We start from the raw sequence: 26668 nt of genomic DNA, 5'->3' as shown, positions 1-26668 counted from the left end.
ACGGCACCGGGAGGTACGAGCATGAGGCGCCTTTTCTGGCTGGGTATCGGGCTGGCCGTCGGTGTCGTGGTGGTGCGCAAGGCGACCCGCGCCGCCCACGCCTACACCCCCGCCGGCATCGCCGACAACCTGTCGCAATCCGCTGGCGGACTGGTCGAGGAACTGCGTAGCTTCGTGGCGGACGTACGCGCCGGGATGGCTGAGCGGGAGCACGAGATCCACGAGGCGTTCGCCCAGGGCGAGGCGTTCGACGACCAGTTCGCCGAGCTGCGGGAGGACCCGCGGGTCGGCGACCGAGAGATCTTTCCGGAGGAACACCAGCGATGAAGACGGCGGAGATCAAGCGGCGGTATCTCGCCCACTTCGAGGCGAACGGTCACACCGTCGTGCCGTCCGCTCCGCTGCCCGCCATCAGCGACCCGAACCTGCTGTTCGTCAACGCCGGCATGGTGCAGTTCGTCCCCTACTTCCTGGGCCAGCAGACGCCGCCGTACCGGCGCGCGGTGAGCGTGCAGAAGTGCATCCGTACGCCGGACATCGACGAGGTCGGCAAGACCAGCCGGCACGGCACGTTCTTCCAGATGAACGGGAACTTCTCCTTCGGCGACTACTTCAAGGACGGCGCGATCCCGCTCGCCTGGGAGCTGGCCACGAAGTCGGTCGAGTCCGGCGGGTTCGGGCTGGATCCGGAGCGGATCTGGGCGACGGTCTACCTCGACGACGACGAGGCGTACGACATCTGGCGTCGCACCGGGGTGCCCGACGAGCGCATCGTGCGCCGGGGCAAGAAGGACAACTTCTGGTCCATGGGCATCCCCGGCCCGTGTGGCCCGTGTTCCGAGCTGTACTACGACCGGGGGCCGGCCTATGGCGCCGAGGGTGGTCCGGAGGTCGACGAGGACCGGTACCTGGAGTTCTGGAACCTCGTGTTCATGCAGTTCGAGCGGGGTCCGGGCACCGACAAGGAGAACTTCCCGATCCTGGGTGAGCTGCCGGCGAAGAACATCGACACCGGCATGGGCCTGGAGCGGATGGCGTCGATCCTGCAGGGCGTCGACAACCTCTACGAGATCGACGAGGTCCGCCCGATCCTGGACCGGGCGGCGGAGCTGACCGGCAAGCGGTACGGCGCGCACTCGGGCCACGCCGCCAACCAGTCGCACCCGGACGACGTGCGGCTGCGGGTGATCGCCGACCACGTGCGTACCGCGCTGATGCTCATCGGTGACGGGGTGACCCCGTCCAACGAGGGCCGGGGCTACGTGCTGCGGCGGATCATGCGTCGGGCGATCCGGTCGGTGCGGCTGCTCGGCTGGCAGGAGCGAGCCCTGCCGGAGCTGCTGCCGGTGGCGCGGGACTGCATGGCCCCGTCGTACCCGGAGCTGGCCGCGGACTTCGACCGGATCTCGGCGTACGCGTACGCCGAGGAGGACGCGTTCCTGGCCACGCTGCGGGCCGGTACGACGATCCTGGACACCGCGATCACCGAGACGAAGTCGGCGGGGCGGCCGGCGCTCTCCGGAGACAAGGCGTTCCAGCTGCACGACACCTACGGCTTCCCGATCGACCTGACCCTGGAGATCGCCGCCGAGCAGGGGCTCACCGTCGACCAGGAGGGCTTCCGCCGGCTGATGGCCGACCAGCGGGCCCGCGCCAAGGCCGACGCGCAGGCACGCAAGACCGGGCACACCGACCTGTCGGCGTACCGGGCGGTCCTCGACGCCGGTGGTCCGGTGACCTTCACCGGCTACACGGAGGTGGCCCGTGAGTCCACCGTCCGCGCGGTGCTCGGCACCGACGGGCAGCGGGCGGCGGCCGTCGAGGGCGACACCATCGAGCTGGTGCTCGACACCACCCCGTTCTACGCCGAGGGCGGCGGTCAACAGCCCGACCTCGGGATGATCACGGTGGGCGGCGGCCAGGTCGAGGTCCTCGACGTGCAGCAGCCGGTGCCGGGGCTGATCGTGCACCGGGCCCGGGTGCTGCGGGGCGAGGTGCGGGCCGGGGAGACCGGCTACGCCGAGATCGACACCAGCCGGCGGCGGGCGATCTCCCGCTCGCACACCGCCACCCACCTGGTGCACCAGACCATGCGCAACTTCCTCGGCGAATCCGCCACCCAGGCCGGCTCGTTGAACGCGCCCGGTCGGCTGCGCTTCGACTTCAACACCGCCACCGGCGTGGCACCCAGCGTGCTGCGTGACGTGGAGCAGCAGGTCAACGAGGTGCTGCTGGCCGACCTGGAGGTGCACGCGTTCATCACCTCGCTGGAGGAGGCGCGGCGCATCGGTGCCATGGCGCTGTTCGGTGAGAAGTACGGCGAGCACGTCCGGGTGGTCGAGGTCGGTGACTACGCCCGGGAACTCTGCGGCGGCACGCACGTGGCCCGCTCCGGCCAGCTCGGTCTGGTGAAGATCCTCTCCGAGTCGTCGATCGGGTCCGGCGTACGCCGGGTCGAGGCGCTGGTCGGGATGGACGCGTTCAACTTCCTGGCCCGCGAGCACCTGCTGGTGTCCCGCCTCGCCGAGCTGTACCGCGTTCCCTCCGAGCAGGTCGCCGACCGGGTCGAGCAGACGGTCACCCAGCTGCGCGACGCGGAGAAGGAGCTGGAGAAGCTGCGCGCGCAGCTGGTGCTCGGCGGCGCGGCGGCGCTCGCCGCCCAGGCCAAGGACGTGTCCGGGGTCGCCTACGTGGGCACCGAGGCGCCCGAGGGGGCGGCCGGCAACGACGTACGCACTCTCGCCCAGGAGATCCGGGGTCGGATCGAGGCGTCCCGGCCGGGGGTGGTCGCGGTGGCCGCCCGAGCCAACGGCAAGGCGTCGCTGGTGGTGGCGGTGAACCCGGCCGCCCGAAGCCGGGGCATTGCCGCCAACGACCTGGTCAAGGCGGCGTTCTCCGGCCGTGGTGGCGGCAATCCCGAGCTGGCGCAGGGCGGCGGGCTGCCCGAGTCGGAGGTGCCCCGACTGTTGCTCACGGTCGAGCGGGCGCTCGCTGAAGCGTGAGTCGGCGGCACAGCGGATCAGGGCGGGCCGGGTCGGCCCGCCCTGACGCGTCTGTCGGTGGAGGTGACACGGCGTGAGCGACTCGCCCCGTGGGGTGCGGCTGGGAGTGGACGTCGGGCAGGTCCGGATCGGGGTTTCCCGGTCCGATCCGCACGGCATTCTGGCCACCCCGCTGGTCACCCTCGCACGTGAGCAGAACCCCAGGTCAGATGCGGTACCGTCGGACCTCGCCGAGCTCGCCGCGCTGGTCGCCGAGCACGAGGCCGTCGAGGTGGTGGTGGGCCTTCCGGTCAACCTCGCCGGCAGACATGGCCCGGCGGCGGAGCACGTGAAGGCGTACGCTCGTCAACTGGCCGGTGTGATAAGTCCTGTCCCGGTGACGCTCACCGACGAGAGGATGTCCACGGTCGTGGCGAGTCGTAGGCTTGCCGAGCGCGGTGTCCGAGGAAAGCGACAACGGGCGGTGGTCGACCAGGCCGCCGCGGTGGAAATTCTGCAGAGCTGGCTGGATGCGCAGCGGAGGCGGACGCAATGATGGACGATCTGGACCTCGGGTTCGACGAGCAGGAGCGGGGGGAGAAGGGCAAGCACCGCCGGGGCCGCCGCAAGGGCGGCAAGTCCGGTGGCGGGCGGGGCAAGACCGTCCTGGCCCTGCTGCTGGCCGTGGTGCTGCTCGGCACCATCGGCGGAGGCGCCTTCTACGGCTTCGACCGGATCCAGAGCCGCTTCGTCACCCCGGACTACGATGGCGGCGGCACCGAGGAGGTGACCGTCCAGATCCCGCAGGGCGCGTTCCTCGCCGACATGGCCGTGGCACTGTACGACGCCGGTGTGATCAAGAGCACCAAGGCGTTCATCGAGGCGGCTGACGAGAACTCCCGCAGCCGCAACATCCAGCCCGGCACCTACAAGCTGCGCAAGCAGATGAGCGGTGAACTGGCCCTGACCGCGATGCTCGACCCGAAGAACCGGGTGGTCAACGGGCTCACCATCCCCGAGGGGCGTACCGCGAAGAACATCTTCAAGCTGCTCAGCGACCACACCGAGATCCCGGTCAAGGAGTTCGAGGCCGCCGCGAAGGACCCGGAGAAGCTGGGCGTACCGGACTGGTGGTTCAAGCGGACGGACGGCAAGAAGCCCAAGAAGTCGATCGAGGGGTTCCTCTTCCCGGACACCTACGAGATCCCGCCGGACGCCACCGCCGAGGAGATCCTCGGGCAGATGGTCGACCACTTCCTCACCGTCACCGGTGAGATGGAGTTCGCCGACCGGGTGCAGAAGGAGCGTGGCGGGATCAGCCCGTACGAGGCGCTGATCGTGGCGTCGCTGGCCCAGGCCGAGGCTGGCACCAAGAAGGATCTCGGCAAGGTCGCCCGGGTCGCCTACAACCGGGTCTACTCGCAGACCTTCGACTGCGGCTGCCTGGAGATGGACGTCACGGTCAACTACTACTTCGAACTGACCGGCCAGGAGGCGAAGACCTCCGGGCAGATGACGGCGAGCGACCTCGACAACCCGAAGAACCCGTACAACCGCAAGCTCCGGGGCATGGTTCCCACCCCGATCAACAATCCGGGCAAGGAGGCCCTGGAGGGGGCGATGGACCCGCCGACCGGCGACTGGCTCTTCTTCGTGGCGATCGACAAGGAGGGCAACTCGGCCTTCACCGACGACTACAACAAGCACCTGGCGAACATCGAGAAGGCCAAGGAGGCCGGCGTCCTCTGAGGCCGGCCCGCCCGGGCGGGTGGCAGTGGCTCGGGCCCGCACCGTCTCCGCACGCTGGCGGGTGCCGGCGGTGCCGTGGTCAGGACAGGTCGACCGTCGCGGTGGTGTCGGGAGCGTCGATGGTGAAGCAGGCGGCGCGGTCCGCGGCGGTGACGGTGTAGTCGCCGAGGAAGCCGGTGACGGTGACGGTGCCGTCCGATCCGGTGCGCAGGTCCGTCGGCGACAGCCACCACTCGCCCTTGACCAACGCTTTCAGGGCGTCGTACGCCGGCTTCGGGCTGCCGTCGGTGCGGACCAGTCCGGCCGGCGCGCCGAGCCAGGCACCCCGGTCGGTGAGCCCCCAGTAGTTGATCGACTGGACCGCCGGGTGGGCGAGCAGCGACCGGTAGTGCCGCTCGACCTCCTCGGCCTGCCGGGCCTCGCCCTCGGGCGTGCTCGGCCAGTGCGGGATCTGGTAGTCGTTGAGGTCCTCGATCTCGGGCGGCATGAGGTGCCCGGAGACCAGCGTGGTCTCGGTCAGGTGCAGCGGCAGCCCGTACCGGGCGAACCGGTCGAGCATCTGCCGCATGTACTCCTCACCCCGGTACCCCTGGTGCATGTGGGTCTGCAGGCCGATCGCGTCGACGCGTACGCCGGCTTCGAGGACGCCCTCGATGAGACATTCGTACGCCGAGCTGAGGTCGAAGTCGTTGAGCACCAGGGTGGCCGCCGGGTTGGCCGCGCGGGCCTCCTCGAACGCCAACCGCACCAGGTGGATGCGCCCGCGCGCCCGAGCCAGCGGGGTGATCGCGTTGTCGCCGTTGGCGAAGACAGGCATGATCACCGCCTCGTTGATCGCGTCCCAGGTGTCGATGAGGCCGGCGAAGCCGCCGGCCAGGTCGCGGACGCGGGCCCGCAGCAGCCGCTCGACCTCGTCGAGGTCCTTACCGAGCAGCCACGACGGCTGTACGGTGTGCCAGACCAGCGGGTGGCCCTTGACGGTGACGCCGCGCTCGGCCAGCCACCGCGCGGTGGCGGTGAGACGCTCGGTGTCGGGCGCGCCGCGCCGTGGCTCGTAGCGACCCCAGTAGAACGGCAGCGTCGCGGTGTTGAACACGTCGAGCCACAGCTCGCCGAGCCGGTCGAGGTCCAGCCGGCTGTCCCCGCCGAAGCTCTCGACGCCCGTGGTCTCCTCCGGGCCGGGGCCGCCGACCAGGTCGACGAAGTCGAAGCCGATGTTGCCGAAGGCGAAGGCATGCCGCTCCTGCGCGACCGTCACCACCTGGTCGGCGAGCGGCTGCCCGTCGGGGCCTCGGACGGTGAGGGTGATCTCGCCCTTGCGATGCCGCAGACTGCTGTCAGACATTGTTGGATGCTAGGCGACAGGTGTGCCTGCCGGTAACGAGGAGCGATGGTGGCTGAGTCAGGGCGGGCGGCGTCGGCATCTGAGGCGTCGGGGCCCGAGGCGTCGGCATCCGAGGTGTCGGGGCACGGGGCGGTGGTGCACCGGGCGGCGGTGCTCGGCAAGCCGATCGCCCACTCGCTCTCCCCGGTGATCCACAATGCCGGGTACGCGGCCGCCGGGTTGACCGGGTGGTCGTACACCCGGATCGAGTGCGCGGCGGCGGAACTGCCGGCCCTGGTCGCCGGCCTGGGCCCGGAGTGGGCCGGGCTGTCGGTGACCATGCCGGGCAAGGAGGCGGCGCTCACGGTGGCCGCCGAGGTCTCGCCGGTCGCCGCCGCGGTGGGTGCGGCCAACACGTTGGTACGCCGTCCCGACGGCTCCTGGTACGCCGACAACACCGACGTCACCGGCATGGTCGAGGTGCTGACCGACGCGGGCGTACGCCCCGGTGCCACCGTCACCGTGCTCGGCGCGGGCGGTACCGCCCGGGCCGCCCTCGCGGCGGCGGCCCGGCTGCACGCGGCCGGGGTGACCGTGATCGCCCGCCGCCCGGCGGCGCTCGCCGAACTGGAACCGGTCGCCGCTGCCCTGGGCGTGGTGATGACCGGCGCACCGTGGCCGGAACTGCCGCCTTCCGAGGCGTCGGGGCTGGCCGGTGTCGATGTGCTGATCTCGACCGTGCCGAAGGGGGCCGCCGACGAGCTGGCCGACAGGGTGCCCTGGCGGGCCGGCACGGTGGTCTTCGACGCGATCTACGACCCGTGGCCGACCCCGCTGGCCGCCGCCGCCGAAGCCGCCGGCTGCCGGATCGTCTCCGGCCTCGACCTGCTGCTGGCCCAGGCGATCGGCCAGTTCGAGCAGTTCACCGACACACCCGCCCCCCGCCCCGCGATGGCCGCCGCCCTCACCGCCGCCCGGTCACCCTGTTGACCATGAGGTTAGCGGCGTAGTTGATCTCTGATCCTGCCGCCAACGTCATTATCAACTAGATGGGAGGGCAGGGGTGTCTTAGGTGAGGTTTAAGACGCGCTTAGGTCCTGCCGTCATCCGCACGCTCCGTTGTGTACGCGGATACGCTGCTCAGCGTTATCGTCGAAGACACTAGGAGTATCCGTGACCAGTCGCGGACTGCACCGCTTGATTCCACATCGCGGCGGCCGGCGTAAGGCCGTGATGCTCGGCGTCATCGGCACCACTGTGGTGCTGGGGCTCGGCGCGACGATGGTGCCGCTGCTCGCCGATGACGACCTGTCGATCGCCGTGGTGGCCGACACCACCGCCACGGCGGTGCCGCAGGACGGCGACAACAGCGTCAAGACGACGCTGGCGACCTGCCCCGCGCCCTGCGACGGCAACCCGCGCGGCGCCCGTGAGGCGGTGCTGACCTTCCTGGTCACCTCGCTGCCGGCGAACGCGGTGAACGTACGGGCCACGCTGCGGGTGCACGCCTGGCAGAAGTTCCAGGCGACGGTGACCGCGCACGAGTCCCGCCTCGACGCCCGCGCCGCCCGCCCGATGCCGGCCCCGGTGGGCGCGGCGCTGGACACGGTCAGTGGCGTCGCCAAGGGCTTCAACGAGTGGGACGTCTCGGGTCTGGTCACCGGCAACGGCATCTGGACGCTGTCGCTGGCGCAGGCCGGGTTGGACAGCCGCATCTACTGGGCCTCCGGCGAGAACCGCAACGCCGATCTGCGCCCGCGCCTGGCGATCAGCTACGACGGCGTGGGTGCCCGGCCGCCGTCCGCCTCGCCCAGCGTCGCACCGACGCCGACGGCCACCGCCAGCCGCCCGCCGGCCTCACCGACCGTCTCGCCGAGCGCGCGACCGTCGCCCGCCCGGCCCAGCCCCACCTCGCCGCCGCCTGCGGATCCGGGCAAGTGCGGAACGGTCTCGGCGAAGCTGGTCCCCGGCTGCGGCGCCTGGTGGGGGATGTACTCGCCGACGAACGCCGCCGCCGGCTGGGATCACGGCAAGGCGATCACCGACGTGGAGAAGCAGGTCGGGCGGAAGTTCGACGTCGTCCACCGCTACCACGACTTCTCCAACACCGGCAGCAACGGCGCCTTCCCGGACGAGTTCCAGCAGCAGCAGATGCGCGACGGGCGGCTCATGTTCTTCGCCTGGGAGAGCCGGGTCTTCTCCTCGGGTACGGTGTTGACCTGGAAGGACGTCTACAGCGGACGGTACGACGCGACGATCGACGCGGTCGCCGGCCGGATCCGGGCGATCGGCCAGCCGGTCTTCATCGGGTTCGACCACGAGCCGGAGGACGAGCCGGCCAAGGGCAGCGACGCCGACTTCGTCCGGGCCTGGCGCTACGTGCACGACCGGTTCGCCGACGCCAAGGCCGACAACGCCGTCTGGGTCTGGACGATGATGGGCTGGTCCGGCCACTACGACCGGTACGCGGGGCTCTATCCCGGTGACCACTACGTCGACTGGGTGGCCTGGGACCCGTACAACTTCCACGTCTGCAACGGCAGCACCGTCTGGAAGAGCCCCAGCACCACCATCGGCTCCTTCTACCGCTGGCTCGACGACAACGGCATCGGTGCGGGCAAGCCGCGGATGCTCGCCGAGTTCGGCACCAACATGAACGCCGCCGACCCGAACGCGAAGCGGCGCTGGTTCGAGGAGTTCCCGGCGGCGCTGAAGGCCCACCCGAAGATCAAGGCGGCGATCTACTTCAACTCGGCGGGCATGACGAAGACGACGAGCACCTGCAACATGATGATGAACCAGGACGCGGCCGCGGTGGCCGGATTCGCCGCCGCGGGACGGGACAGCTACCTGCGGCAGCCGACGGGAGGGAGCCGCTGAACCGGGCTGAGCCGAGTCAGGACAACGGGCCGCCACAGCGACTGTCGGAAATCCGACGGTGGGCGAGGTTGTCCGTTTCCTGATCCACCGTCCGTCCAATCGGCGGATGCCGCCCTCCAGCGTGGAGCGGGCACGCTACGTGCATTCTCGTCCACTCTGGAGGCGCAGCGTGCCCACATACTCCTTGTCGTGGCGTTCCACCCGTCGGCATCGACTCCGGGCCGCGGCCGTCGCGTTGGTGACGGTCGCGGCCGTACTGACCGTGCCCACCGCGGCTTCCGCGGCCGTGGTACCGGCACCCGAGCCGGCCACCCTGGTCTCGACCGATCCGGCCGACCAGACTCCACACGCCCGCAACGGTGAGGCTCGCGCCTTCGCCGAGATCGGCAACACGGTCTACGTCGGAGGCAGCTTCACGCAGATCCGCCAGACGGCCACGTCGGCCTGGATCGCCCGCAGCTACCTGTTCGCGTACGACCGGACCACCGGGACGATCTCGACGACCTTCCTGCCGGTGCTCGACGGTGCGGTCAACTCACTCATCGCCGGCCCCGGCGGCACGCTGATCGTCGGCGGCGCCTTCAAGAACGTCAACGGGGTGTCCCGCCGGAACCTGGTGGCGCTCGAGCCGTCCACCGGCATGATGATCGACAGCTGGGTCGGTCGCTCCGACGGCGGCACCGTGCGTGACCTGGTGCTGCACGGCAACTGGCTCTACGTGGCCGGGGCCTTCAACTGGCTCAACGGCACCGCGCACTCCGGGCTCGGCCGGTTGGACGCGACGACCGGAGAGATCGATCCGACCTTCGACATCAACACGACCGTCGGCCGGCACGGCACCAGCATGTACGCCTGGACCATCGACGTCTCCCCGGACGGCGGCACCCTCGTCGTCGGCGGCAACTTCCTCTACGTCAACGACCTGCCGCGCAACCAGATCGCGCTGATCGACGTGACGGGCACACCGAGCGTCATCGACTGGAGTTCGGAGCGGTTCGTCGCGCCGTGCGCCAACCCGACGACCTTCGTGCACTACGTGCAGGACGTACGCTTCGGCGGCGACGGCACCTGGTTCGTCGTCGGCACCAACGGCGGGTCGGGCTGGCCGAGCGCCTACTGCGACGCCCTGGTCCGCTTCGAGACCGCGCACCGGGGGCCCAACCAGGTCGCCACCTGGGTGAACTTCACCGGCAACGACACCATCACCTCCGTCGAGGTGGCCGACAACATCATCTACCTCGGCGGGCACTTCCGTTGGCTGAACAACCCGAACGCCAGTGACCGCGCCGGCAACGGGGCCATCGACCGGCTGGGCATCGGCGCGGTCACCCCGGCCACCGGCATGCCGGTGAACTGGAACCCCCGCCGCAGCGGCGGGTCCGACCTGCCCTCCGGCGCCAGCTCCTGGGGATCGTCGGTGCCCGTGCTGTGGCGCGGCAGCGCCGGCCTCTACTTCGGACACAACTCCGACGGCATGGGCAACGAGTACCACGGTCGACTCGGTGTCTTCCCGATCAGCGGCGGGCGCACGATCATCCCGAAGAACCCGCCGACGGGCAGCAGTGGCCACCTGCACCTGAACGTCGGTCCCGGTCAGGTGGCGAGGGTGCCGTTCGACAGCACCACCCTGGACACCGCCAACGCCACCGTCGTCAGCCAGCCGAACTACACCGACGCGGGCGCGACCTGGCTGGTGGACGACCGGATCTACTGGTCCCACGTGGTCGCCGGGACGCCGACCGGCAGCCGGATCGACGTCTCGCTGTTCAACGGCTCCACGATCGGTGGGTCGTGGGAAGCGTCCGGCTACAACGACTGGTACAACCCGGCCCTGCTGACGGGTGCGTTCTACCTCGACGGTCGGCTGTACTACACCCGCAGCGGTGCCAACAACCTCTACTACCGCTACTTCGAGATCGACGGCAACTACCTGGGTGCCACCGAGTTCGTCCTGCCCACCACGGGTGTGACCTGGTCGGCGGTACGCGGCATGGCCTGGGTGGACGGTCGGATCGTCTACGGGGCGACAAACGGATCGCTGCGCAGCGTGGCGTTCGACCCGACCCTGGCGCCCACCGCCGCGGTCAACGGTGCGGGGTCGACGCTCGTCGCCGAGGCGACGCCGGAACTGACCTGGTCGACCGCCTCGATGTTCTTTTCGGTGCCGTAGCGTTCACCGTTCGTAACGAATCCTCGGTAGTTTGTTTACCTCGGGTCGGCGTCGGGTCTCCCGCCGCCGACCCGAGGAAGGTGGGGAGGCTCGTTGTCCGGCATCCGACGTGGACTCGTCGTGCGTATCGTCTTCGCGGCCAAGCGCGGCTGGTATCGGCTGCGCTATCCGCGCCTGCGGCTGGGGGCGGGGGTGGAGATCCGTGGCCGGATCCGGCTGCGCCGCGGCGTGCGGGTCAGCATCGGCGAGCACACCCGGTTGAACAAACTGGTCCGCTTCGCCGGGCCCGGCGAGGTGCGGGTGGGCGCCGACTGCCTGCTCAACGCGACCTGGATCGGCACCTGGACCTCGGTGACCATCGGCGACCGGTGCCTGCTGTCGGACTGCGAACTGCTCGACAACGACTTCCACAACCTGGACCCGCAGCGCCGTCACGACCCGCCCACGCCGGCCAGCCGAGCGCCGATCACCGTCGAGGACAACGTGTGGATCGGTGCGCACGCCTTGGTCATGAAGGGGGTGCGGATCGGCCGGGACAGCGTCGTGGGTGCCGCGACGGTGGTCCGCACCGACGTGCCGCCCGGAGTCGTGGTGATCGGCAATCCACAACAGATAGCGAAGAAGTTCCATGACTGATGTCGCGCCCAGCGCCTGGACCGGCGACGGTCCAGCCAGCGCCCCGACGTCCCGCAGCGTCACCATCACCGACGTGATGCGGGTGCCGCTGCACCGGATCCGGTTGGTCGCGGCGGTGGCCCTCGGTGGACTGCTCGCCGCGGTCGGCTACGTGCTGGTGGCGCCGGCCACGGTGACGGCGAGCGCGGTGGTCGCGGTCCGGCCGGTGGTCACCGACGCCTTCACGCCCAGCGGCGCCGCCGCCGACCGGGCGGTGAACATGAACGTGGAGAGCGGGATCGCCACCGGCACCGAGGTCGTCGGGAAGCTCGCCGCGACGTTCGACTCGGACCAGCGCACGGTGCGCGACGCCCTCGAGGTCGAGGTGCCCGCCGGCGGTCAGATCCTACGCTTCCTCTATCGGGCCGGCGACGCCGAACGGGCGGTGGCCGGCGCCAACCTGGCCGCGCAGAGCTATCTGGACATCCGGCGTGGGATGTACGAGAAGCAGCGCGAGGAGATGCTGAACTCGTACGACGAGAGCATCGAGAAGATCGTCGCCCAGCGCAACACCGTGCAGCGCAGGATCAACAACGCCCGGGACGCCGCCGCCGCGGAGGCGGCGGTCGCCGAACTCGGCGGCATCAACAACCAGCTCACCCAGCTCAGCTCCGCCCGCACGGAGATCGCCGCGGTCGACGTGAACCCGGGCTGGGTCACCCGTAGCGCCGAGCAGGAGTTGGCCACCACCTCCGGCAGTTCGTCGTTGCTGCTCGCCGGTGGGCTGCTCGGTGGGACCGTGATCGGTCTGGTGCTCGCCTTCCTGTGGGAGTCGGCGGACCGGCGCATCCGCAGCGTGGCCGATGCGCGGGACAGCACCGGCCTGCCGCTGCTGGGCACCGTCCGCCGCGCCCGGCTACGCGGCCGGGCGGTCGACGCCGACATCCGCTACGTGGCGATGGCCGTCGCCGAGCGGGTACGCCAACCCGCCCGGGTCGCCGTGGTGACCGCCCGGGAGGACGCCACCGCGATCACCGCCGGGCTCGCGGTCGCCCTCGCCGTCGCCGGGCGGGAGGTGTTCGTGGCCGACGACAGCGGCCGGATCGATCGGCTGCGGGCCACGGTGCTCACCGACCGGGGCCGGTTGCCGGCGGCCATCGACCCGACCCGACCCGCCGTGCCCAAGCCCCGCACCGCCGGCACGGACACCGACGACGGTCCGACCGAGGTGATCACCCGACGTCCCTCCCCGCATCCGGTCGGCGCCCGACCCTCGACCGACCCGGAAGCCACGCTCACCCTGCCCCGCGTCGCGAAGACCGTCAGCAGTAGCGAGAACGGACGGGCCACCGGCGACGAGCAGGTGGTGGTGGGCGCCGGCAGCGTGCGGTTCGGCACCTGGCGGCAGGGTGCCGACCAGCGTCTGGTGCTGTACAACGCCCCGCCGGCCGAGGCCGACGAGCGGGGTGTGGCGGCGGCCCGGCAGGGGACCGCCGTGGTCGTGGTCGAACGCGACCGCACCCGTCAGGCCGACCTGCGCCGGCTCGCCGAGCGGCTGCGGGCGGCCGGGGTCAACCCGCTGGGCTTCGTGCTGTGCCGCAGCGGGCGGAGCTGAGGCGTGCCGCTGACCCGCGCCCCGGCGACCACCGAGCCGCCCCTACCGGCCAGCGCCGCTACCCGCCCCCCGTCCGCCGCGCCGCCCCGACTGCCGCTGTGGCCGTTGGTGGCGATGTTCGGGCTGGTGCCGCTCTGGTGGGTGGCCGGCGCCTTCTACCTCGGTTGGCCGCTACTGGGTGCCCTGCTGTTCACCTTGCTGGCCACCCGGGGCCGGGTGCCGCTGCCCCCCGCCACGGGGATCTGGCTGCTTTTCGTGGCCCTCGTGGTGGTCAGCGCGACCCGACTGGCGGCGCCGACCTCGCTGCCCACCTTCGTGCTGCGGCTGGCGTTCTACCTCACCGCGCTCGTCGTCGCGGTCTACGTCTACACCGTCGCCCGGGAGCGTCCCGATCAGGCCGCCGTGCTGGTGCCGCTGTGCGCGTTCTGGTTCGCGCTTGTCGCGCTGGGCTGGCTGGGCGTGCTGGTGCCGCGCCTGGAACTGGCCACCCCGGTCGAGGCGCTGCTGCCGCCGGGCGTGTCCGGGGTGCCGTTCATCAGCGACATGGTCCACCTGAGCACCGCGGAGTACAGCACCCGGTCGCTCAACCCGATCTACCGCCCGGCGGCTCCGTACGCGTACACCAACAACTACGGCAGCGCGTACGCGATGACGTTGCCGTGCGTGGTCGCGTACACCATGATGCGGCGGCGCGGCCTGCTGCGCTGGGCGCTGCTGGCGTCGTTGCCGGTGTCGCTGGTCCCGGCGTTCCTCACGCTCAACCGGGCGATGTTCCTCAGCCTCGGCGTCGGGCTCGCCGTGCTCGGAGTGCGGGCGGCGCTGCGCGGCAACATCCGGGTGGCCGCCTCCATCGGTGGGATGGTGGTACTCGGCGGCATCGCCAGCCTGTTCATCCCGGTCGCCGAGCTGATCGGCAATCGGGTCGAGTCCAGCGACACCAACACCGACCGGCTCTCGCTCTACGCCGAGGTGCTGCGCCGGGTGGGTGACTCGCCCTGGCTGGGCTACGGCGCGCCGATGGAGGTGGACACCGTCACCGCCGACGCGCCGATCGGCACCCAGGGTCAGTTGTGGATGGTGTTGTTCAGCCACGGCGTACCGGCCCTGCTCTGCTTTCTGGGCTGGTTCGTCGCCGCCGCGCTGAGCTGCGCCCGGGCCACCTCGGCGGCGGGGCAGTGGCTCTCCGTCGTCCCGCTGATCTGTCTGGTACAGGTGCCCTTCTACGGGATGGCCAACCAGAACCTCGCGGTGGCCTTCTTCGCGGTGGCCTTCGCGTTCGCGCTCTGCGAACGGGAACGCCGTACCGCACCGGGTGGGTCGTCGCGGCGGGCGGCGGTGGTGCCGGCGTGACGGCGACCACCAGCCCACCGACGGGCGAGGATCCCGCGCGTACGGCCGGCGCCGTCGCCGCCACGGCGGCGGTGGACGGGGCGGCCGAGACCCGGCGCAGCACCCGCAGCGGGGTGGCCGGGCTGCTCGGCGCGGCGACAAGTGGTCTGTTCGGCTTCGTGCTCGCGGTGGTCATCACCCGCGGCTACGGCACCACCGGGGCGGGCGCGTTCTTCGCCGCCATCGGCGTGGTGACCGTCGCCGCCGCGATCTGCACCCTCGGCGCGGAGACCGGTCTGATCTGGGCGTTGCCGCGCCGACGGGCCGGTGCCGCCGGGGACGGTGCCCGGGCGCTGCCGGTCGCCATGATCCCACCGTTGCTGGTGGCCGTGCTGGTGGCGGTGGGCGGCGCGTGGGTGGCCGGGCCGCTCGCGGGTCGGCTGCTGGGCCCGGCGGGCGGGCCGCTGCTGGTGGTGACCTTCGCGGCGGTGCCCGTGGTGGTCGCGATGAACCTGCTGCTGGCGGTCGTGCGCTGCGTCCGCCCGATGCGGTCCTACGTCGCGGTCCAGTTCCTGCTGCTGCCGGTCGCCCGTCCACTGCTCGTCGGCGCGGCGGTGCTCGCCGGTGGCGGGCTGCTGGCGGGGATGACCGGCTGGCTGGTGCCCGCCGCCATGGCACTGCTGGTGTGCCTGATCCTGGTCGCCGGGCCGCTCGGGATCGGCGCCGGCGCCCGGCTGCGTCCGCGGCCCGGCGACTGGGCCACGTTCTGGCGGTTCGCGCTGCCCCGCGCCGCCTCGGCGGCGATCGACGCGGGCAGCATGTGGATCGGTGTGTTGCTCACCTCGGCCCTGGCCGGCCCGGCCGACGCCGGTGTCTTCGGTGCCGTCGGCCGCTACGTCCTCGCCGGCCAACTCGCCATGCAGGGGCTGCGGGTGGCCACCGCCCCGCAACTGTCGCGGCTGCTCGGTCGGGGCGAGCGGGTCGCCGCCGCCGCGGTGCACCGGCAGCTGACCGGCTGGGGCCTGGTGCTCTCCTGGCCGGTGTACCTGCTGCTCGCCGTCTTCGCACCGGCCTTCCTGGCGCTGTTCGGCCCGGAGTTCACCGCCGGCGCCGCCGCGATGACGGTGCTGGCCCTGGCGATGCTCGTCAACACCGGGGTCGGCAACGTGCAGAGTCTGCTGCTGATGGGCGGGCGCAGCGGCCTGCACCTGGCCGCGGCACTGGCCGGACTGCTCGTCACCGTCGGCGGCGGGATGGCGCTGATCCCCGCCCACGGGGCGACCGGGGCGGCGGTGGCGTGGGCCGCCGGCATCGTGACCGAGAACCTCTGCGCGGCCACCTTCGCCCGGCTGGTGGTGCGCCAACCCCTGGTCGACGCCCGGATGCTCGCCGCGGCGGCGACCACCGTGGCGGGGGTCGGGTTGGCGGCGGTGGCCGGCCTGGCGGTGGCGGGCCGCGACATCGCCGGACTGCTGCTCGCGGTGGCCACGCTCGCCACCGTGTGCGTCGGCTTGTTGACGTTGTCCCGGGTGCGGCGCGGCATCCGGGTGACCATGGTGCAGATCCGTGGCCAGGCGCCGGCCGGCGCCCCGCCACGGACATCGAAGGGCAGGTGAATTCGTCGTGTCGTCCATTAGGGACCGGGTGAAGCAGTTGGTGCCGACCCAGGTGACGAACCGGGTACGGGAAAGCCTCGTCGACTACGGGGTACGCACCAGCGACCGGCGGCCGTTGCCGGACTTCCTCATCATCGGCACCAAACGCGGCGGCACCACCTCACTGTGGAACTACCTGATCCAGCATCCGCTGGTACCCCGGCTCTTTCCCGCCTGGAACACGAAGTCCTCGCACTACTTCGAGGAGCACTGGAGTCGCGGGGAGGCGTGGTACCGCTCGCACTTCCCGACCCAGCGGCAGCGGGAGGCACTGGAGAACCGCCACGACGGTCCGGTCCGCGTCGGTGAGGCCGCCCCGCTGTACATGTTCCATCCGCTGGCCGCCGAGCGGGTCAGTGCGCTGATGCCCTCGGTGCGACTGATCGTGCTGCTGCGCGACCCGGTGGAACGGGCCTACTCGCACTGGAAGGAACGGCGGACCAACGGCGTGGAGCCGCTGGACTTCGCTGCCGCGCTGGCCGCCGAGGAGGAGCGCACGGCGGGGGAGCGGGAACGGCTGATCGCCGAACCCAACCACTTCAGCGAGCCCTACGACTGGTACACCTACCGGGCGCGGGGCCGGTACCTGGAGCATCTGCAACCGTGGCTGGAGCGCTTCGACCGCGGCCAGCTCCTCTTCCTGCCCAGCGAGGAGCTGTACGCCGACGCGCGGGCGACCTACCGGCGCACCCTGGACTTCCTCGGCCTGCCCCCGTTCGACCTGCCCAACTTCAAGGTCTACAACGACCGGCGGTCCGCGCCCCTGGAGCCGGCGCTGCGTGCCGAGCTGACCGCGTACTACCGCCCGCACAACGAGGCGTTGCGGCAGCGGCTGGGGTTGCGGCTCGACTGGCCGGACCGGGTCGCGTGACCGCCTCGGCCACCACCACGGGCGATCCGCGCAGCCGGGACGACGGGCTGGGCTGGGTCACCCGGGCGGTCTTCTCCGACGCCCGGATCGCGGTGACCGTGGACGCCGAGCCACCGGCCGGGCACACCGTCGTGGTCCGGTACGCGGTGGTGCCGTCGGTGGCCCGGGCCCGCTTCCTGCTGCCGTTGGGTCGCCCCCGGGTCGCGGCGGCGGCGCTGCTGTCGTACAACGCTCTGCGCCCGGCGAAGCTGCGCGCGGCGCGGGCGGTGCTCGGTGTGGCGGCGCGGGCCGGCGCGGTGGACCGGGCGCCCTTTCCGGTGCTGACCGTGGCGGTGCCGGTCGGGCTCGATCCGGCGGAGGTGCTGCTCGCCGCGCGGGTCGGTGCCGAACTCGGCACACCGGTGCACGCGGCCTTCGGGGTGCGTCCGCCGGATCCGAACCACAAGCCGACGCTGCAACTGTTCGACGACCGGGGCGAACCGCGCGGGTACGCGAAGATCGGCTGGAACGACGCCACGCGGGCGCTGGTCACCGCCGAGGCCGCGGCGCTGCGGGAGGTCGCCGGCCTGGCCGGGACGGCCGGGCACCCCGGCACCACGCGCCTGCTCACCGAGTTCGCCTGGGCCGGGCAGGCGGTGGCGGTGGTCGAGCCGCTGCCGGCGCGGATCCGGGGGCTGTCCATCGACGCGCCGCCCGACCTGACGGCGCTGCTCGCGGTGGCCCGGCGTGGTCGCCCGCCGGCGCCGGCCCGGCCGCTGGCCGGCTCACCGTTCCTGGCCCGCCTGACCGAGCAGGCGCGGCGGGCCGCGGACACCGTCGGCGAGCGTGCGTCGGCCGCCGTCGCCGACCTGGCCCGCCGGCACGGTGACGTCGCCGTCGAGTTCGGCCACTGGCACGGCGACTGGGTGCCGTGGAACCTCGGCCGGCACGAGGGAGAACTCATCGCCTGGGACTGGGAGCACAGCGGGCCGGAGGTGCCCGTCGGGTTCGACCTGACCCACGACGCGTTCCAGCGGGCGCTCGTGGCGCGCGGCGAACCGGCCGCTGCGGCGGCCCGGCAGGTCGACACCTGGCTGGACCGGCACGGCGACGCGCTAAGGCTGGACCGGGCCGGGCAGCGGCTGGTGGCCGATGCCTACCTGCTGGAGATGTGGTTGCGGACCTGGCGGCTGGCCGACGCCGGTGCCGGCTGGAACCCGGCGCTGCATCCCGCCCTGCTGGACACCATTTCGAACCGACACAGCTGACCGACACGTCAAGCGGACTTGTGGGGAGTCGCGTGGACAACACCAAACTGGGAGCCGATCAGCAGCCGGTGTTGCTGCTGGTCGGGTCGAGCGGAGGGCACCTGGCGCAGTTGCTGGCGCTGCGGCCCTGGTACGAGACCTGGCGGCGCTGCTGGGTCACCTTCGACACGCCGGAGGCGCTGTCGCTGCTGGCCGGGGAGGACGTCGTTCCGGCGTACCATCCCACCACCCGTCACCTGGGCAACCTGCTGCGCAACGCGTGGTTGGCCGTCCGGGTGTTGCGGCGACGGCGGGTCGCCGCGGTGGTCACCACCGGCGCGGGCGTGGCGGTGCCGTTCGTCGTGCTGGCCCGGCTGCGCCGCATCCCGACCGTCTACATCGAGGTCTACGACCGGATCGACACACCGACGCTGACCGCCCGGCTGTGCCGACCGTTCCTGTCGGCGATGCTCGTGCAGTGGGAGGAGCAGCGCCGCCAGTACCCGGAGGCCACCGTCGTGGGGACGCTGCTGTGAGCGGCGACGCGCCCGGCGACGGGCACCGCGTCACGCCGCTGCGGCCCCGCCCTACTCCCGACGAGCCGACGGTACGCGTACCGGAGCCCCGCGAGGCGCGCACCGACGGCCGGCCACAGGTGCTGGTGGCCGTCGGCACCGACAAGCATCCGTTCGACCGGCTGGTCGACTGGCTGCGCCACTGGCACGACGAGATCGCCGGCGAGGTTCGGCTGACCGTGCAGCACGGACACACCCGGGCCGCCGACCTGCCCGACGCGGTGCCGTTCCTCGGTCACGCCGAGTTGCAGGCGGCGATGGCCCGGGCCGACCTGGTGGTCTGCCACGGTGGCCCGGCCACCATCCTGGAGGCCCGCCGGCACGGACACCTGCCGATCGTGGTGCCCCGCGACCCGACCCGTGGCGAGCACGTCGACGACCATCAGCTGTTGTTCGCCCGCCGACTCGGCGCGGCCGGCCTGGTGGCGCTCTGCGAGTCCCGGCAGGAGCTGCTGGACACGCTGGCCACCGGTCTCGCCGACCGGGCCCGGTTCACCGTCGCCGTGGACGCCGATGCGGCCGACGGGCGGCGGGCCGCGGTGCGGCGGGTGGGAGTGATCGTGGAGGACCTGGTGGCCGCCGCGCAGCGGCAGCACCGACCCTGGTGGCGGCCGTGGCGCGGCCCGAACGGAAGGCGGAAGCCGTGACCCAGTACCCGAGCGTGAGCGCGGTGGTGCCCACCCGCGACCGACCCGAGCTGCTGCGGGCCGCGGTACGGGCCATCGTCGCGCAGGACTACCCGGCTGCGGTCGAGGTGGTCGTGGTGTACGACCAGTCCGAACCGGACGCCTCCCTGGCCGAGCTCTCGGCTCCGAACCGGCCGGTGCGGGTGGTCACCAACTCGCGGACCCCGGGCCTGGCCGGCGCCCGCAACACCGGCACCCTGGCCGCCACCGGTGAGCTGGTCGCCTTCTGCGACGACGACGACGAGTGGCTGCCCGGCAAGCTGCGCGCCCAGGTCGACGCCCTGAACGCGGTGCCCGGCGCCGAGTTCGTCAGCTGCGGAATCCGGGTCAGCTACGACGGGCACACCGTCGAGCGGGTGCTGGACCGCGACTCGATCAGCCTGGCCGAGCTGCTGCGGGACCGGATGACCGAGCTGCACCCGTCGACCTTCGTCATCCGGGCGTCGGCGCTGCGGGACGGGTTCGGGCTCGTCGACGAGGAGATTCCGGGCAGCTACGCCGAGGACTACGAGTTCCTGCTCCGGGCCGCCCGCAGCGCCCCGCTGGTCAACCTGCGCACTCCGTACGTGGTGGTGCGCTGGCACAAGCGGTCCTACTTCGCCCAGCGGTGGGACACCATCTCCGAGGCGTTGCAGTGGCTGCTGGACCGCTATCCCGAGTTCGCCAGCCAACCGGCGGGGCAGGCCCGGGTCACCGGGCAGATCGCCTTCGCCCGCGCGGCGTCGGGCGACTCCCGGGGGGCGGTGCGCTGGGCCCGGCGGACCATCCGGCGCAACCCACGCGAACCCCGGGCCTACCTGGCCCTGGCGGTCGCCGGGCGGGTGGTCCGCGCCGACACGGTGCTGCGCACCCTGCACCGACGCGGCCGAGGCATCTGACCCGCCTGCCCCGCCTGTCGCGTCCGGAGGGCGGGACGCGACGGGCGGCGCGGGGTGCCGGGCTCCGGGCGTGACAGACTCATGGCTGTGTTGCGTTGGTTGACCGCAGGGGAATCGCACGGACCCGCTCTCGTCGCGTTGCTGGAGGGGGTGCCGGCCGGTGTCGAGGTGACCTCCACCGACATTGTCGGGGAGCTGGCCCGCCGCCGGCTCGGCTACGGCCGGGGTGCCCGGATGGCCTTCGAGCAGGACGAGATCGAGATCATCGGCGGCCTGCGGCACGGCGTCACCCTGGGCAGCCCGGTCGCCGTCCGGGTCGGCAACTCCGAGTGGCCCAAGTGGCGCACCGTGATGGCCGCCGACCCGGTCGACCCGGACGAGCTGGCCCGGCAGTCGCGCAACGCGCCGCTGACCCGGCCCCGGCCCGGCCACGCCGACCTGGCCGGCATGCAGAAGTACGGCCACACCGACGCCCGGCCGATCCTGGAGCGGGCCAGCGCGCGGGAGACCGCCGCCCGGGTCGCCGTCGGCACGGTGGCCAAGGCGCTGGTGCGTCAGGCCCTCGGCATCGAGATCGTCTCGCACGTGGTCGAGCTGGGCCCGGTCGCCGTCAAGCCGGGGCTGCGACCCCGGCCGGAGGACGCCGAGCGGATCGACGCCGACCCGCTGCGCTGCCTCGACGCGGAGGCCAGCGCCCGGATGGTCGCCGAGGTCGACGCCGCGAAGAAGGCCGCCGACACCCTCGGCGGCGTCGTGGAGGTGCTGGCGTACGGCGTACCGCCCGGTCTGGGCAGCCACGTGCAGTGGGACCGCAAGCTCGACGCCCGGCTGGCCACCGCGCTGATGTCGATTCAGGCGATCAAGGGTGTGGAGATCGGCGACGGCTGGCAGCAGGCCCGGTCCCGGGGCTCCGAGGCGCACGACGAGATCGTGCCCACCGCCACCGGCGTACGCCGGGTCACCGACCGGGCCGGCGGCCTCGAGGGCGGCATCACCACCGGCGAGCCGCTGCGGGTGAAGGCGGCGATGAAGCCGATCTCCTCGCTGAACCGGGCGCTGGCCACGGTGGACGTGACGACCGGTGAGCCGGCCACCGCCATCAACCAGCGCTCCGACGTCTGCGCGGTACCGGCTGCCGCCGTGGTCGCCGAGGCGATGGTGGCGCTGGTGCTGGCGGAGGCGGCGGTGGAGAAGTTCGGTGGTGACTCGGTCGCCGAGATGCGCCGTAACCTGGCCGGTTACCTCGACGCGCTGGTGATCCGGTGACCGCTCCGACCCGGCCGGTCTGCGTGCTGGTCGGCGCGCCCGGTTCCGGCAAGACCACGATCGGGCAGGGCCTGGCGGAGGCGCTCGGCGTCGAGTTCCGGGACACCGATGCCGACATCGAGCGCCTCGCCGGCAAGCCGATCCCGGAGATCTTCGTCGACGAGGGGGAGGAGCACTTCCGTACCCTCGAACGGGCGGCCCTGGCCGCGGCGCTGGCCTCCTGCTCCGGGGTGCTCGCCCTCGGCGGCGGCGCGGTGCTGGCCGAGGAGAACCGGGCCGCGCTCGTCGGTCACCGGGTGGTGCACCTCTCCGTCGAACTGCCGGACGCGGTGAAGCGGGTCGGTCTCGGCGTCGGCCGGCCGCTGCTGGCGATCAACCCCCGGGCCACCCTCAAACACCTGATGGACCAACGCCGACCGCTGTACGCCGAGGTCGCCACCGCCACGGTCGTCACCGACGGCCGCACCCCCGAGGAGATCGTCGCCGAGATCATCCCCCTGCTGAAGCCGTAGCGCCGGGGCCGGGCGACGTCTGCGGTTGCGCGCGGGCCGCAGAGATCAGGAGCCGACGGTGACGGCGGTGCCGACCGTCTGGCGATGTGGCCCGGGACGCCAGGTGGTCAGCAGGGCCAGGGCGAGCAGGATCTCGGCGAGGTCGCCACCGTAGTACATCACCGTCGCGCCGGCGCGCAGGTGCTCCGTGGTCGCCGGCACGTCGACCAGCATGCCCGCGTACATCAGTTGGGCGAGGCTGGCGTGGGCGACCACCGCCGCGCCGAGCACCACCAGCCGGACCGGCACCCGGGCCCGGTGCGGGTAGGGTTCCGGGCCGGCGATCGACCAGGTGAACAGCAGCCCGCTGAGCAGGAAGTGCAGGTTGACCAGGTCGTGCAGGGCCGCGCTGTCGAGGGTGGCCCGGTACAGCGGGGTGAGGTAGAGCAGCCACACCCCGCCGGCGGTGAGCAGCAGCCCGGTGACCGGGTGGGTCAGCGGTCGCAGCGCCGGCCGGCCCAGCACCCGCAGTGCCGCCCGCCCGGCCCGCCGGTCGAGGCAGCGCAGGGCCAGGATGCCGGGTGCGCCGAGCACCAGCCCCAGCGGTGCCAGCATGCCGAGCAGCAGATGCTGCCACATGTGTCCGGCGAAGTCGTCGGTCGGCACCAGCAGAGCGATGGCGAGCAGGGCGCACCCGCCGGCGAAGGCGGCCGTGCGCCAGTGGCTCCAGCCGGCCCGGTCGGGGGCGCGTTGCCGCAGTGCGGCGGCCAGGTAGAGCCAGCCGGCCAGCAGCGGTACGAGAAGTGCCGGGCCGACCGTGGTGCCGTGCTCGGTGCCGTGCGCCGAGACCAGGGCCGGGCCCACCACCAGCGGCGGGCTCACCCCGGTCGGCCCCGGGTCCGCGTCCGCCGCTCGTCGGCACCGGCGTCGACGGCGGTGGCGCGGCGCTGCACGAGCCAGCCGACGACGATCAGCACCACGCCCAACGCGAGGAAGCCGAGATCCCACCAGAGTTGGTGTTCGCCCGCGCGGACGTGGTGGATGCCCAGGATGTGGTGGTCGATGACGCCTTCGATCAGGTTGAATAGCCCCCACCCGATCAGCGCCCAGCCCCACAGCATGGGCGAACGCCACAGCCGGCCGCGGGAGCGGGTCACCCGCGAGTAGAGCATCGCGAGCCCGGTGAGTACGGCCACCCAGGCCACCACGTGGAACAGGCCGTCCCAGACGGTGTTCATCTCCAGCCCCGCGACGGTGTCCACCGGGTACTCGCGCACCCCGATGTTGTCGCTGCCGGTGCTGCTGAGCATGTGGTGCCACTGGAAGACCTGGTGCAGCAGGATGCCGTCGACGAAGCCGCCGAGGCCGAAGCCGAGGATGGTGGCGGGCAGCCGGATGTCCGCACCGTCGATCGTCCGCCCGCTCATGTCGACTCCCTCTCGCCCGTGACCCCCCGGCTGCCCGTGCCCGCTGTGCGGATCGCTAAACGTTGTTCCACCCCTCGGGCACCCCGGTGGCGGCGCGGGTCGGATCGGTGGTGGGTGGGCTAGGCTCCCGGCGATGGACGAGGTGACCCGGATCCCGGTCGGCGGCGACCGACCGTACGACGTGCTGGTCGGCCGCGACCTGCTCGGTGCGCTGCCCGGTCTGCTGCCCGACGCCACCCGGGCGGCGGTGCTGCACACGCCGCCGCTGAAGGAACTGGCCGACGCGGTCGGCGCCAACCTGGCGGCGGCCGGGGTGACACCCCTGCTGATCGAGGTACCCGACGCCGAGGCCGGCAAGCATGTCGACGTGGCGGCGCAGTGCTGGGACCGGCTCGGCGAGGCGGGGTTCACCCGTACCGACGCGGTGGTCGGCCTCGGTGGTGGTGCCGTCACCGACCTGGCGGGGTTCGTGGCGGCGTGCTGGCTGCGCGGGGTGCGCTGGGTGCCGGTGGCCACCTCGTTGCTCGGCATGGTCGACGCGGCGGTCGGCGGCAAGACCGGGATCAACACCGCCGCCGGCAAGAACCTCGTCGGTGCCTTCCACCCGCCGGTCGGTGTGCTGGCCGACCTCGCCACGCTGGACAGCCTCCCGTCGGCCGACCTGGCCGCCGGCCTGGCCGAGGTGGTCAAGTGCGGCTTCATCGCCGACCCGGCCATCCTCGACCTGGTCGAGGCCGACCCGGCCGCCGCGACCGACCCGGCCGGGCCGGTCACCCGGGAGCTGATCGAGCGGGCCATCCGGGTCAAGGCCGACGTGGTCGCGGGAGACCTGCGTGAGTCGGGCGTACGGGAGGTGCTCAACTACGGGCACACGCTGGCCCACGCGATCGAGAAGGTCGAGGGGTACCGCTGGCGGCATGGTCACGCGGTGTCGGTCGGCCTGGTGTACGCCGCCGAGCTGGCCCGCCTCGCCGGCCGGTTGGACGCGGCCACCGCGGCGCGGCACCGTGCCGTGCTGACAGCGCTCGACCTGCCGACCGGCTACCACGCCGACGCGTGGCCCCGCCTGCTGGCCACCATGCGGGTCGACAAGAAGGCCCGGGGCAGCCGGCTGCGCTTCGTGGTGCTCGACGAGTTGGCCCGCCCGGCGATCCTCGACGGCCCGGACGACGACCTGCTGCACGCCGCCTACGCCGCGGTGTCCCGGTGAGCGCGAGGAGTGAGCCGGGTTTGCGAGCCCCGCAGTCGCGAACGGAGGGGGTTCGGTGAGCGCGAGGAGTGAGCCGGGTTTGCGAGCCCCGCAGTCGCGAACGGAGGACGGCTCGATGACCATGCGGGTGTACGTGCTCAACGGGCCGAACCTGGGCCGGCTGGGCACCCGCCAGGTCGACGTGTACGGGGTGACCAGCTATGCCGACCTGGTGAAGCTGTGCGAGACGACCGGCCGGGACCTGGGCCTGGACGTCGTCGTGCGGCAGACCGACGCCGAGCACGAGTTGCTCGGTTGGCTGCACGCCGCCGCCGACGAGGGTGCCGCCGTGGTGCTCAACCCGGCGGCCTGGTCGCACTACTCGATCGCGGTGCGGGACGCCTGCGCGATGCTTCGTGGGCCGCTGGTGGAGGTGCACATCTCCAACATCCACGCCCGCGAGGAGTTCCGACACCACTCGGTCGTCTCGGCGGTGGCGACCGGCGTGATCTGCGGGCTGGGCGTCGATGGCTACCGTCTCGCCCTGCACCACCTGGCCAACCGCCGCGACCAGCCCGCCTGAGTCCGGCCTGGCCTGAGTCCGGCCCGGCTGGCGTGCGCTCCGCTTCGCGCCCAGCCCGCGCTGACACCTTCCCGACGCCTCATGCTCACCACCCCACTACGTTCGGTGTCGCATACCCTCGGTGACGAGCCGCCGCCCCCGCCCAACTCCCCCTCGCGTCCTTTGCTCTGCTTCAACCCACGCACTAGCGGCTGACCAGCACCTTCCTGACGCGGTGGAGCGACGATGTGAGGCGTTGCTGTCACGGAAGGTGACTGTTGCGTGGGTTGAAGCAGAGCAAAGGGGCCGACTGGTAGTGGGGGTGCGGGGCGGAGCATTACTGACTGTGCCAGGCACGGCGTGCTAGCCGTGCGTGTCACGCTGGGCCGCGCCGGACCCCGCTACGCCGGGCCGGACGCTTCCACGCCGGGCCGGACCCCGCCACGCCGCGCCGGATCTCGTCACGCCGCGCCAGACCTCGTCACGCCGTGCGGACTGCGGGGGGGCTGGTTGGACGGGGTGGGCGGCCAGCAGCGGGCGACGGCGGTCGGCGGGCCGCGGAGCGGCTAGTAGACTTGCCAGGTCTGTCCGCCAAATGATGATCAAGGCAGGAAATGGCCACCACCAACGACCTGAAGAACGGCCTGGTACTCAACCTCGACGGGGAGCTCTGGGCCGTCGTCGAGTTCCAGCACGTCAAGCCCGGTAAGGGTGGTGCGTTCGTGCGTACCACGCTGAAGAACGTGCTCTCCGGCAAGGTGGTCGACAAGACCTTCAACGCGGGCACCAAGGTTGAGACCGCGACCGTCGACAAGCGCACGATGCAGTATCTCTACGCCGACGGCGAGGACTACGTCTTCATGGACATGGAGACGTTCGACCAGATCACGGTAATGGGCGGGACGGTCGGCGAGGCCGCCAACTACCTGCTGCCGGAGGCCGAGGCGATCGTGGCCACCCACGAGGGCGTGCCGCTCTACATCGAGTTGCCGACCTCGGTCGTGCTGGAGGTCACCTACACCGAGCCGGGTCTGCAGGGCGACCGTTCCACCGGCGGTAACAAGCCGGCGACGGTGGAGACGGGCGCGACCGTCCAGGTGCCGCTCTTCGTCACCACCGGCGAGAAGATCAAGGTCGACACCCGCGACGGCCGTTACCTCGGCCGCGCCTGATGTCCGA

At 72.1% G+C, this 26668-nt stretch carries 24 protein-coding genes; 21 read left to right on the top strand and 3 right to left on the bottom strand.

What is annotated here, in order from left to right; genetic code table 11:
• The first annotated feature begins 21 nt into the window (after positions 1-21).
• From O3597_RS14960 to mltG, 4 genes are all read left to right on the top strand, one after another.
• A complete protein-coding gene (locus O3597_RS14960) occupies positions 22-327 on the top strand; it encodes a hypothetical protein (protein ID WP_093404399.1) in 306 nt (101 codons plus the stop codon).
• Positions 324-3002, top strand: a complete 2679-nt coding sequence (alaS, locus tag O3597_RS14955; RefSeq protein ID WP_281601517.1) for an alanine--tRNA ligase — start codon at positions 324-326, stop codon at positions 3000-3002. Before O3597_RS14960 ends, alaS begins: the two co-directional genes overlap by 4 nt.
• Positions 3003-3075: 73 nt before the next feature.
• Positions 3076-3537, top strand: coding sequence for a Holliday junction resolvase RuvX (ruvX, locus tag O3597_RS14950; RefSeq protein ID WP_164445186.1), 462 nt, complete (start codon positions 3076-3078; stop codon positions 3535-3537).
• A complete protein-coding gene (mltG, locus tag O3597_RS14945; RefSeq protein WP_281601516.1) occupies positions 3534-4730 on the top strand; it encodes an endolytic transglycosylase MltG in 1197 nt (398 codons plus the stop codon). Before ruvX ends, mltG begins: the two co-directional genes overlap by 4 nt.
• Before the next feature lie 79 nt (positions 4731-4809).
• Here the strand turns inward: mltG and O3597_RS14940 are convergent, their stop codons facing one another.
• Entirely contained in the window at positions 4810-6075 is a 1266-nt protein-coding gene (locus O3597_RS14940; protein ID WP_281601515.1) for an endo-1,4-beta-xylanase, read from the bottom strand.
• Between the two features lie 45 nt (positions 6076-6120).
• Here O3597_RS14940 and O3597_RS14935 point away from each other — a divergent pair, with 45 nt between their 5' ends.
• The 14 genes from O3597_RS14935 (at position 6121) to O3597_RS14870 (ending at position 22332) form a co-directional block, all read left to right on the top strand.
• Positions 6121-7044 carry a shikimate dehydrogenase gene (locus O3597_RS14935; protein WP_281601514.1) on the top strand — a complete coding sequence of 308 codons (924 nt, stop codon included), beginning with the start codon at positions 6121-6123 and terminating at the stop codon, positions 7042-7044.
• 183 nt (positions 7045-7227) lie between these two features.
• A complete protein-coding gene (locus O3597_RS14930; RefSeq protein ID WP_281601513.1) occupies positions 7228-8934 on the top strand; it encodes a glycosyl hydrolase in 1707 nt (568 codons plus the stop codon).
• Positions 8935-9103: 169 nt separating this feature from the next.
• Positions 9104-11104 carry a hypothetical protein gene (locus O3597_RS14925; protein WP_281601512.1) on the top strand — a complete coding sequence of 667 codons (2001 nt, stop codon included), beginning with the start codon at positions 9104-9106 and terminating at the stop codon, positions 11102-11104.
• Positions 11105-11197: 93 nt separating this feature from the next.
• Positions 11198-11740 carry an acyltransferase gene (locus tag O3597_RS14920; RefSeq protein WP_164445181.1) on the top strand — a complete coding sequence of 181 codons (543 nt, stop codon included), beginning with the start codon at positions 11198-11200 and terminating at the stop codon, positions 11738-11740.
• Complete coding sequence (locus O3597_RS14915; protein WP_281601511.1) at positions 11733-13334, top strand: lipopolysaccharide biosynthesis protein; 1602 nt, start codon at positions 11733-11735, stop codon at positions 13332-13334. Before O3597_RS14920 ends, O3597_RS14915 begins: the two co-directional genes overlap by 8 nt.
• A 114-nt stretch (positions 13335-13448) precedes the next feature.
• Positions 13449-14684 (top strand): O-antigen ligase family protein, encoded by a 1236-nt coding sequence (locus O3597_RS14910; protein WP_235944391.1) that lies wholly within the window; start codon positions 13449-13451, stop codon positions 14682-14684.
• 71 nt (positions 14685-14755) lie between these two features.
• Positions 14756-16279, top strand: a complete 1524-nt coding sequence (locus O3597_RS14905; RefSeq protein WP_281604545.1) for a lipopolysaccharide biosynthesis protein — start codon at positions 14756-14758, stop codon at positions 16277-16279.
• A gap of 7 nt (positions 16280-16286) precedes the next feature.
• Positions 16287-17189 carry a sulfotransferase domain-containing protein gene (locus O3597_RS14900; RefSeq protein ID WP_164445180.1) on the top strand — a complete coding sequence of 301 codons (903 nt, stop codon included), beginning with the start codon at positions 16287-16289 and terminating at the stop codon, positions 17187-17189.
• Positions 17186-18436 (top strand): hypothetical protein, encoded by a 1251-nt coding sequence (locus O3597_RS14895; protein ID WP_281601510.1) that lies wholly within the window; start codon positions 17186-17188, stop codon positions 18434-18436. The genes O3597_RS14900 and O3597_RS14895 overlap by 4 nt, the downstream gene beginning before the upstream one ends.
• A gap of 32 nt (positions 18437-18468) precedes the next feature.
• On the top strand, positions 18469-18951 hold the full coding sequence (locus O3597_RS14890) for a UDP-N-acetylglucosamine--LPS N-acetylglucosamine transferase (protein ID WP_164445179.1): 483 nt from the start codon (positions 18469-18471) through the stop codon (positions 18949-18951).
• 119 nt (positions 18952-19070) lie between these two features.
• Positions 19071-19637, top strand: coding sequence for a glycosyltransferase (locus tag O3597_RS14885; protein WP_281604544.1), 567 nt, complete (start codon positions 19071-19073; stop codon positions 19635-19637).
• Positions 19634-20554 carry a glycosyltransferase family 2 protein gene (locus tag O3597_RS14880; RefSeq protein WP_281601509.1) on the top strand — a complete coding sequence of 307 codons (921 nt, stop codon included), beginning with the start codon at positions 19634-19636 and terminating at the stop codon, positions 20552-20554. The genes O3597_RS14885 and O3597_RS14880 overlap by 4 nt, the downstream gene beginning before the upstream one ends.
• Positions 20555-20641: 87 nt before the next feature.
• Positions 20642-21820 carry a chorismate synthase gene (gene aroC / locus O3597_RS14875; RefSeq protein WP_281604543.1) on the top strand — a complete coding sequence of 393 codons (1179 nt, stop codon included), beginning with the start codon at positions 20642-20644 and terminating at the stop codon, positions 21818-21820.
• The gene (locus O3597_RS14870; protein ID WP_281601508.1) at positions 21817-22332 is read left to right on the top strand and encodes a shikimate kinase; all 516 of its coding nucleotides are present in this window, start codon (positions 21817-21819) and stop codon (positions 22330-22332) included. The genes aroC and O3597_RS14870 overlap by 4 nt, the downstream gene beginning before the upstream one ends.
• A gap of 45 nt (positions 22333-22377) precedes the next feature.
• On the opposite strand, the gene O3597_RS14865 is transcribed toward O3597_RS14870, so the two are convergent.
• Both O3597_RS14865 and O3597_RS14860 read right to left on the bottom strand, forming a co-directional pair.
• Complete coding sequence (locus O3597_RS14865; protein WP_281601507.1) at positions 22378-23193, bottom strand: cytochrome c oxidase assembly protein; 816 nt, start codon at positions 23191-23193, stop codon at positions 22378-22380.
• Positions 23190-23738 (bottom strand): DUF2243 domain-containing protein, encoded by a 549-nt coding sequence (locus O3597_RS14860; protein WP_164445176.1) that lies wholly within the window; start codon positions 23736-23738, stop codon positions 23190-23192. The genes O3597_RS14865 and O3597_RS14860 overlap by 4 nt, the downstream gene beginning before the upstream one ends.
• Positions 23739-23871: 133 nt before the next feature.
• Between O3597_RS14860 and aroB the strand changes: the two genes are divergently transcribed.
• The 3 genes from aroB (at position 23872) to efp (ending at position 26661) form a co-directional block, all read left to right on the top strand.
• A complete protein-coding gene (gene aroB, locus O3597_RS14855; protein WP_281601506.1) occupies positions 23872-24948 on the top strand; it encodes a 3-dehydroquinate synthase in 1077 nt (358 codons plus the stop codon).
• 121 nt (positions 24949-25069) lie between these two features.
• Positions 25070-25510 (top strand): type II 3-dehydroquinate dehydratase, encoded by a 441-nt coding sequence (gene aroQ / locus O3597_RS14850; RefSeq protein ID WP_281604542.1) that lies wholly within the window; start codon positions 25070-25072, stop codon positions 25508-25510.
• 593 nt (positions 25511-26103) lie between these two features.
• Entirely contained in the window at positions 26104-26661 is a 558-nt protein-coding gene (gene efp / locus O3597_RS14845) for an elongation factor P (RefSeq protein WP_164445173.1), read from the top strand.
• Positions 26662-26668: the final 7 nt, after the last annotated feature.

Origin of the sequence: Verrucosispora sp. WMMA2044, from assembly GCF_027497155.1 — a bacterium.
GTDB classification, from domain to species: Bacteria; Actinomycetota; Actinomycetes; order Mycobacteriales; family Micromonosporaceae; genus Micromonospora; species Micromonospora palythoicola.
This window is presented reverse-complemented; position numbering and strand designations above follow the sequence as displayed.